The sequence below is a fragment of the Bradyrhizobium sp. LeoB3 genome, assembly GCF_055456055.1.
In genome coordinates this window covers 127,924-136,090 of record NZ_JBVBEF010000010.1, presented here as the reverse complement: position 1 = coordinate 136,090, position 8,167 = coordinate 127,924, and the positions used below count along the sequence as shown (strand labels likewise).

The window sequence follows — 8,167 nt, the reverse complement described above, 5'->3', positions numbered from 1 at the left end:
GAGGTCGCCGCAGAGGCTGCGGAACTCGACGAGCCCGTGCTCGTCGCAACGCTGCGCCAGCTGGTCCAAGCCGTCATTGTTCATGCGCCGCCGGGGACCGACGAACTCGCAATCGAGATCAAGGCATCCTTATCGGAATTGACGTTGCCGGGACCGTTGCTGAAACGTTCGAGCGGGGGGTGACCGTTGGTAGCGGGGGAGGGACTCGAACCCCCGACCCCAGGATTATGATTCCCGTGCTCTAACCAGCTGAGCTACCCCGCCACGGCAGCGCCGTTGCGGCATGCAGATGCCGCGGCGCGAATGCGCGGCATATAAGGAGTGGGCGGACGGCCTGTCAAGCAAAGCAGGCCGTCGGCCGGCCTTCTGCCAATAAGCCTCCTGCCAACAAGCCGCCAGCCAAGGTGCTACGAAACGGGGGCTATTTTGGCCGGACGGAGGGATCGCCGCCGGGGCTGCCGGGCGGCGGGATCACCGGAGTATTGCCGCCGTCCGGGGGCGGTGCCCGCATCTCGGGATCCACACCCGCAGGCGGGCACAATACGCCGTCGGAGCGTGACAGTTTTTCGCCGAGCGGCTCGGATCGCTGGCCGGTGGTGGTATCCGGCTTTGCGTTGGGATTCGCCGGCTGTTGCATCGGCGTGCAATTCTCGCCGCGCTGGGGCTGGGGCGGCGCGGTCTGCGCCGGAGGCGTCGTCGGCGCAGGCGGAGCCTGTGCGACCGCCGCACCCGGCACCACCATCAGCACACCGAAAAAGACAAGTGACTGGTTCATCCGCATGCGAAGCAAACGGCCGGCGCGCGCGGAGGTTCCGGCCAAAACCGCATTCACGATTTGCGGAAGCGGATCAGCGAAAAATGCCCCATCGGCGGCATCGGGCGCCGTTCGGCGAGGGTGACGCCGCCATGTTTCCTGGCCCAGTTGGCGAGCCGCGCCCATGGAAATTCCGGCCGCCAGCCGAGCCTTCGGGCAAGCGGCGCGAAAGCCAGTTCGAACAGGCGCCGCGGCCCGCTTTCGGCGCCGATGTGATTGACCAGGATCAACTCGCCGCCAGGCTTCAGCACGCGGATGAAATCATCCAGCGTCGCCTCGGGATCCGGAACCGCCGTGATGACATATTGCGCAACCACCGCGTCGAAGAACGAATCCGGGAACGCGAGGTTCTTGGCGTCCATCACCGCCAGCGCCTCGACATTGGTCAGGCCCAGCGCCCGCACGCGCTGCTGCGCCCGCCGCAGCATCGGCTCGGAAATATCGACACCGCAAAGTCTGGTGCTGCGCGAATAATCCGCCAGCGACAGTCCAGTGCCGACGCCGACATCGAGCACGCGACCACCGATCCGGTCGGCTTCGGCGATCGTCGATTGCCGGCCCTGATCGAACACCTTGCCGAACACGAAATCGTAGATCGGCGCCCAGCGCCCATAGGCCTTTTCGACCCCCTCGCGGTCGATATCCGCCGCCATCCCCTGCCCCGAATTTATGTCAGCGCACGGCCTCGGCGAGAGGCCGCACCATCGCAGCCACGTTCCTCGCGGCCGCGCTCTTGATGAATCCGCCGCCGAGCACGCGCGCCTGGCCGGACGGCGCGTCGTAGAACACGCAGGCCTGCCCGGGCGATACGCCCTCTTCGCCGGCGACGAGCTCAACCTCGTAGCCGCGATCGGTCCTACGCAGCCAGGCCGGTTGCGGCGCGCGCGTCGAGCGCACGCGCACGAACAGCTCGATGCCCTCGCCGATGACGCGATCGAGCGCGCCCTCGCCGATCCAGTTGACGTCGCGCAAGAGAATGCGATCCATGCGCAGCGCTTCGCGCGGGCCCACCACGACACGGCGGCTCGCCGCATCGAGCCTCACGACATACAGCGGCGCGCCGGTGGCGATCCCCAGCCCCTTGCGCTGGCCCACCGTGAAATGAACGATGCCCTGGTGCTGGCCGATCACCTTGCCGTCGAGATCGACGATGTCGCCGGGCGCGACCGCATTCGGCTTCAGGCGGCTGATGATGTCGGTGTAGCGGCCGGTCGGCACGAAGCAGATGTCCTGGCTGTCCTGCTTGTCGGCGATCTCGAGACCGAAGCGGCGCGCGAGTTCGCGAACCTGCGGCTTGGTCATATCGCCGAGCGGAAAGCGCAAATAGTCGAGCTGCTCGCGCGTGGTCGCGAACAGGAAATAGCTCTGGTCACGATCGGCGTCGGCGGCGCAGACCATCGCCCGCGATCCGTCGGCGAGGGGTCGCGAGGCGACATAGTGCCCGGTCGCGAGCACGGCGGCACCGAGCTCGCGCGCAGTCGCGAGCAGATCGCGGAACTTGATGGCGCGGTTGCACTCGATGCATGGCACCGGCGTCTCGCCGAGCGCGTAGCTGTCGGCGAAATTGTCGATCACCGATTCGCGGAAACGACTCTCATAGTCGAGCACGTAATGCGGAATGCCGATCCGCTCGGCGACATTGCGGGCGTCGTGGATGTCCCGGCCGGCGCAGCAGGCGCCCTTGCGATGGGTCGCGGCGCCGTGGTCGTAAAGCTGCAGCGTGATCCCGACCACATCGTAGCCTTCCGACTTCAAGAGCGCAGCCGTCACCGATGAGTCGACGCCGCCGGACATGGCGACCACGACCCTGGTGTCCTCGGGACGGCCTTCGAGATCGAGACTGTTGCGCATGGAAGAGGTCATCGATTTCTGTCGCGAGCAGCCGTTGCCCCCGCGACCAGCGTTAAAAGCGGACTTTACCCAGAAGGCTTTGGAGCATCGCCGAAAAAGGCTGATTTGCCTCGTCGGGGCGCAGGAAAAGCCACCCTTTAATATAGGCCGTATCGCCGCGAAGCAATCAGCCGTCCTTGGAAGAGATGTAGACGGCAAATCTTGCCGCCGGGCAAAAAGCGAACCGCCGGGCCATTGTTCCAAATCCCGCACCCTCCTCGTAAACCACTGTAATATATGGATATTTTTTTGCAGACTTGCTGGCCCGCTCCTTGCTGATGGGGAACTGAATTCCATCCCGAGGGTCGGTTGTGGTCAAGGTCGCGCAAGAAGCATTGGCAGGCATGTCGTTTCAGGCCAATTCGCCGAGGTCGGCGCGACCGGATTCCGGCCCCGCGCCGGGAAATGACAGTTTTGCCGCACTGGTCGACAGCAACACGGCGGCCCGCAACGAGCGCCCCGACGACAGTTCCCGTGCGCCGCCTGCATTGGCGCGCCGGAACGATGATCCTGCTCCGGCGGCGGACACGAGGTCGCGCGATGACGGCGCCGGCCCTGACCGCTCTGAGCGGAACGATGTCGGTGCGCGCAACGACGTCGGCTCCAGCACCGGGGCCGACAAAGCCGATCAGCCTGATTCGAAATCCGACACGCCAAAGTCCGATTCGGCAAAGTCGTCGAAGCCGAAGGACGATGTCCCAGCCAAGGACGATGCCAAGAATGGTGGCAAGGATGGTGGCAAGGATGGTGATGAGTCCAAGCAGGACGACGGCACCGCTGCAACCACGGTGATAACAGCGACGGTTTCCGCAGTCGTCGGGAGCCCCGCCAATCCAGCGCCCGCAACACCGCCGATAGCGGACCCGGCCGCCGCTCCGCTCGCGACGGCAGCCGCGGCCATCGCGGCTGTGGCCTCGGTCGCCGGTACAGCTCCCGCAACGGCCGACGCGGCCAAGACCGATGCCCAGGCCGAAGCTCAGGCGGACGCCAAAGCCGTAGCCGCCGTTTCCGTTAGCGCGGAGGCAGTTGGCGACACCGCGACCGGCATCGCACTGTCTGCAGCCGCCGCCCCCTCGCCGACGCCGCAGGCGAAGGCCGCAGCCCAGTCAAAGCCGACGCTGACCGCGAAGGACGCCATCCCCACGTCCGGCGCACAAGACAGCGCGACAGACTCCACGCCGGCCGAAACACCGACTGGCATTGTCCCGGATATCGCTCCGCCAGAAGCAGCCGCCGGCAAGCAGAAAGCCGAGCACGCCTTTGTTGACGCGGTGAAAGCGGACGCCTCAGGCAATTCCGCGCAGATGCCGTCCGCGCACGCCGCAAGCCATGTGGAGTCGGGCGCAGCGAACACCGCGCAAACGCTGGCCGCCGCATCCGACAACGCTGCGCAGGCGGCCGCCATGATCCAGCCGCAGATGCCATCCACGCCCACAACGCCGGCGGCCAATTCGCAACTGACCGTGACCGCGGCAACAACCCATGGCAATGCGGTGCCGGTCAGCGGCCTCGCACTGGAGATCGCGGCCTCGGCCAAGAGTGGCAAGAGCCGCTTCGAAATCCGGCTCGATCCGCCCGAGCTTGGGCGCATCGATGTGCGCATCCATGTCGACAACCATGGCCAGGTGACGTCGCATCTGACCGTCGAGCGGCCGGAAACGCTACAGATGTTGCGTCAGGACGCCAACCAACTGCAGCGCGCGCTGGACAATGCCGGCCTCTCAACCGGCAATAGCGGACTGCAGTTCAGCCTGCGCGACCAGTCGTCGTCGGGGCAGAACGGCGGCAACCAGTCCAATCCCAATGCGCATCGCCTGATCGTCAGCGAAGAAGACAGCGTGCCGGCGACCGTCGCCGGTCGCAGCTATGGCCGCATGCTCGGCGCGAGCGGCGGCGTCGATATTAGAGTCTAGAGGAGCTTGCCATGGCAACCGACGTATCCATGCCGTCGCCGGTCGTATCGGCACCCGGGACCGGGACGGCCTCGGGCAATAACACCGCGTCGACCCAGACGAAGGGCATTGCCGACAACTTCCAGACCTTCCTGACGCTGCTGACGACGCAACTGCAGAATCAGAACCCGCTCGATCCGCTCGACACCAACCAGTTCACGGCGCAACTTGTGCAGTTCGCCGGCGTCGAGCAGCAGCTCAAGATGAACGACCAGTTGAGCTCGATCGTCGCCCTGGAGAAGAGCGCGCAGTCGACGCAGGCGCTGATCTATGTCGGCAATACCGTCGCGGTCGACGGCAGCAAGGCCAATTTCAACGGCTCGGCGACCTGGAACATCAATTCGCCCAAGGAGAGCAGCGCCACCATCACGATCACCGATTCGACCGGCCAGACCGCCTATTCCGGCAATTTTTCGCTGAAGACGGGCGGCTCCAGTTTCGTCTGGGACGGCAAGGGCAATGACGGCAGGCAATGGCCGCCGGGCAGCTACACGCTCACCGCAACCGGCAAGGACGCCTCCGGCAACAACGTCGCGATCTCGACCGAAGTCCAGGGCATTGTCGATTCCGTCGACCTGACCGCCACCCCCCCACTGCTCTCGATCGGTGGTCAGACCTATACAACCGACCAGATCAAGCGGGTGATCCGCCCGAGCACTGGCGGCAAGGATTCTGGTTCAGGGTCCGGCGATGGCTCTGGCAATGGGTCCGGCGATTCCGGCTCGAGCTAATCCGCCGCGATGGCGGCGATGAAAAGCGCAGAGGCCGCCGTGGAGGCGACTGTCCGCACGTGATTCCAGAAGGTCCATTCCTTGAGATACCGCGCCCATAGCGAAGCCGCCTCCGTGCTCGCCGGATCAGCCGCGGCCAGCGCATTGTTGAGCGGCACGTTGAAGATCATCGTCACGACGAACATGCCGACGACGTAGAGCACCCCGCCGGCGAGCATCGCCGCCGCGCCGGGCTCGCCCAGGCGGAAGACCGCAAGGGCGGCGAGGATCGCGCTCACCAGCGTCGTGCCGAGGAAGAGCGGCATGAAGGGCGAGCGGACGATGTCGACATTGATGGCATTCATGGCCGCGATGCCGGATGCCCGCTCGATGCGGCCGAGCGCCCTCATCACGAAGGTCGAGAACGCAAAGTAGAGCCCGGCAAGCAGGCCACAGCCGATCGCCGCGAACCAGAGCAGGATCGGCACTACAATCTCGCCCACGGGCGACCTCGCTTCGCTGGGTTGTGATTCGGACCCCACCACGCGCCCGTCGGCTCCGGCCGGGGCCGCTTTCCCACACTGGGACAGGTGACGGGGCGGAGCCACCCTACCGGCATTTCCAACGATTCGTATTGCAGGATTGCGCTTAGGCAAATTTTAAGCCGACACGCGTAGGTTGGCAGAGTGAGTTCAGTGGTCGAGAGTTTGTGAGTACGCCATGACAGAACCCCATCGCCCGAGGGTGAAATACGTCATCGGGCCCGACGGCAGTCCGCTAACCATTGCCGACTTGCCTGCGCCCGGTACAAAACGGTGGGTCATTCGCCGGAAGGCTGAAGTTGTTGCCGCGGTGCGCGGCGGTCTGCTTTCCCTGGAGGAAGCCTGCAGCCGCTACACGCTGACGGTTGACGAATTCCTTTCCTGGCAATTTTCCATCGATCAGCACGGGCTGGCCGGGCTGCGCACCACCCGGATCCAGCAATATCGACAATAAGCCCTCGAAACCAATCGAATTTGATGAAAACCGGCCTCGCTTTGCGAAGCCGGTTTTTTTCATGTCCTACTTTCTGCCGCGGTTCTTAACCGTCGTTAACCGGATGGAAACCATACCCTAGGCAATAATTGCCCAGTCGGACCCTCGGAGGGCCGAATCCCTGGGGGCGGTTGGTGCAAAGTCTGGTTGCTTTCCTGAAGGGCCTGGGCGCGGCCCGGTTGGCGGCGATGGTGGCGGTCACCGCCGCGCTCATCGGCTTCTTCGCGTTCGTCATCTTGCGCGTCACCACGCCGCAACTGACGACCCTGTTCACCGATTTGAGCGTCGAGGACTCCTCCGCGATCGTCAAGGAGCTCGAGCGGCAGGCGATCCCGTTCGAGCTGCGCAATGACGGCGCCGTCATCATGGTGCCAAAGGACAAGGTCATGCGGCTGCGCATGAAGCTCGCCGAGGGCGGCATGCCCAAGGGCGGCGGCGTCGGCTACGAGATCTTCGACAAGTCGGACGCGCTCGGCACCACGAGCTTCGTCCAGAACATCAACCATTTGCGCGCCCTGGAAGGCGAGCTCGCCCGCACCATCCGCGCCATCGACCGTATCCAGGCCGCGCGCGTGCACCTGGTGCTGCCGGAGCGGCCGCTGTTCTCGCGCGAGACGCCGGAGCCGTCCGCTTCCATCGTGGTGCGGGTGCGCGGTACCCTCGAGCCGCAGCAGATCCGCGCCATCCGCCACGTGGTCGCCTCCGCCGTCAACGGGCTGAAGCCGCAGCGGGTGTCGATCGTCGACGAGGCCGGCCAATTGCTCGCCGACGGTGCCACCAGCGATGCCGATAACGCCGTCGGCGACGAGCGCCGGGCCGCCTTCGAGAAACGGATGCGCAAGCAGGTCGAGGACATCGTGTCCTCCGTGGTCGGCCAGGGTCGCGCCCGCGTCCAGCTCTCGGCCGATTTCGACTACAACAAGATCACCCAGACCTCCGACAAGTTCGACCCCGAAGGGCGCGTGCTGCGCTCGAGCCAGACCCGGGAGGAATCAAGCCTCTCCGCTGACAATAGCGGTCAGGTCACGGTCAACAACGAGCTGCCCGGCAACCAGAATCAGGACAATGCCGCGCGCGCCCGCGACCAGAGCAAGAAGAGCGAGGAGACCAACAATTACGAGATCTCCCGCACCACCAAGACCGAGGTGACCGAAGCCGGCCGCGTCAACCGCATCTCGGTCGCCGTCCTCGTCGACGGCAGCTACTCCAAGAACGAAAAGGGCGAGATGGTCTACCAGGACCGCCCCAAGGAGCAGCTCGACCGCATCGCCGCCCTGGTGCGCTCGGCGATCGGTTTCGACCAGAAGCGCGGCGATCAGGTCGAGGTCGTCAACCTGCGCTTTGCCGAAGCGCCCTCGGTGACCCCGCTCAACGAGCCCACCGGCTTCCTCGGCATGCTGCAGTTCACCAAGGACGACGTGATGTATGTGATCGAGCTCGGTGTGATGATGCTGCTCGGCCTGGTCGTGCTGTTCATGGTGATCCGCCCGCTGGTCAAGCGCATCCTGGCCAACGAGGTCGTACCCGGCCGCGCCGAGGCCTCGGTGCCCGCACTGGCCGACGCCAGCGCGCAGGCCGGCAGCGAAGGCGGACAGGGCCAGGCGCTCCTGACCGGCGGCGGCGCCGCGCACATGATCGACGTCGCCCAGATCCAGGGCCAGGTCCATGCCCAGGCCGTGAACCGCGTGGGCGAACTCGCCGAACGCAATCCGAACGAAACCGTCTCCATTGTTCGCCAATGGCTGACCGAGCCTGCCGAGACCTGA

At 65.3% G+C, this 8,167-nt stretch carries 9 protein-coding genes and 1 tRNA gene; 5 read left to right on the top strand and 5 right to left on the bottom strand.

Annotated elements, in window-relative coordinates:
• The coding region (locus tag ACZXDY_RS10805) for a hypothetical protein (protein ID WP_464345453.1) at window positions 1-183 on the top strand (183 nt) is incomplete at its 5' end.
• Between the two features lie 4 nt (window positions 184-187).
• On the opposite strand, the gene ACZXDY_RS10800 is transcribed toward ACZXDY_RS10805, so the two are convergent.
• From ACZXDY_RS10800 to mnmA, 4 genes are all read right to left on the bottom strand, one after another.
• Window positions 188-264, bottom strand: a tRNA-Met gene (locus ACZXDY_RS10800).
• Window positions 265-421: 157 nt separating this feature from the next.
• Entirely contained in the window at window positions 422-781 is a 360-nt protein-coding gene (locus ACZXDY_RS10795; RefSeq protein ID WP_028165352.1) for a hypothetical protein, read from the bottom strand.
• Window positions 782-828: 47 nt separating this feature from the next.
• A complete protein-coding gene (locus ACZXDY_RS10790) occupies window positions 829-1,467 on the bottom strand; it encodes a class I SAM-dependent methyltransferase (protein WP_028165353.1) in 639 nt (212 codons plus the stop codon).
• A 19-nt stretch (window positions 1,468-1,486) separates the two neighbouring features.
• The gene (gene mnmA / locus ACZXDY_RS10785; protein WP_464345456.1) at window positions 1,487-2,665 is read right to left on the bottom strand and encodes a tRNA 2-thiouridine(34) synthase MnmA; all 1,179 of its coding nucleotides are present in this window, start codon (window positions 2,663-2,665) and stop codon (window positions 1,487-1,489) included.
• 383 nt (window positions 2,666-3,048) lie between these two features.
• Between mnmA and ACZXDY_RS10780 the strand changes: the two genes are divergently transcribed.
• Window positions 3,049-4,617, top strand: a complete 1,569-nt coding sequence (locus tag ACZXDY_RS10780) for a flagellar hook-length control protein FliK (protein WP_464345452.1) — start codon at window positions 3,049-3,051, stop codon at window positions 4,615-4,617.
• A gap of 11 nt (window positions 4,618-4,628) precedes the next feature.
• The gene (locus tag ACZXDY_RS10775; RefSeq protein WP_464345451.1) at window positions 4,629-5,387 is read left to right on the top strand and encodes a flagellar hook assembly protein FlgD; all 759 of its coding nucleotides are present in this window, start codon (window positions 4,629-4,631) and stop codon (window positions 5,385-5,387) included.
• Here ACZXDY_RS10775 and ACZXDY_RS10770 read toward each other — a convergent pair.
• Entirely contained in the window at window positions 5,384-5,869 is a 486-nt protein-coding gene (locus ACZXDY_RS10770; RefSeq protein WP_028165357.1) for an anthrone oxygenase family protein, read from the bottom strand. The two genes, ACZXDY_RS10775 and ACZXDY_RS10770, sit on opposite strands and share 4 nt — an antisense overlap.
• Before the next feature lie 217 nt (window positions 5,870-6,086).
• Here ACZXDY_RS10770 and sciP point away from each other — a divergent pair, with 217 nt between their 5' ends.
• Together sciP and fliF are read left to right on the top strand one after the other, a co-directional pair.
• Window positions 6,087-6,362 (top strand): CtrA inhibitor SciP, encoded by a 276-nt coding sequence (sciP, locus tag ACZXDY_RS10765; protein WP_002714638.1) that lies wholly within the window; start codon window positions 6,087-6,089, stop codon window positions 6,360-6,362.
• Between the two features lie 173 nt (window positions 6,363-6,535).
• Window positions 6,536-8,167 carry a flagellar basal-body MS-ring/collar protein FliF gene (gene fliF, locus ACZXDY_RS10760; protein WP_464345450.1) on the top strand — a complete coding sequence of 544 codons (1,632 nt, stop codon included), beginning with the start codon at window positions 6,536-6,538 and terminating at the stop codon, window positions 8,165-8,167.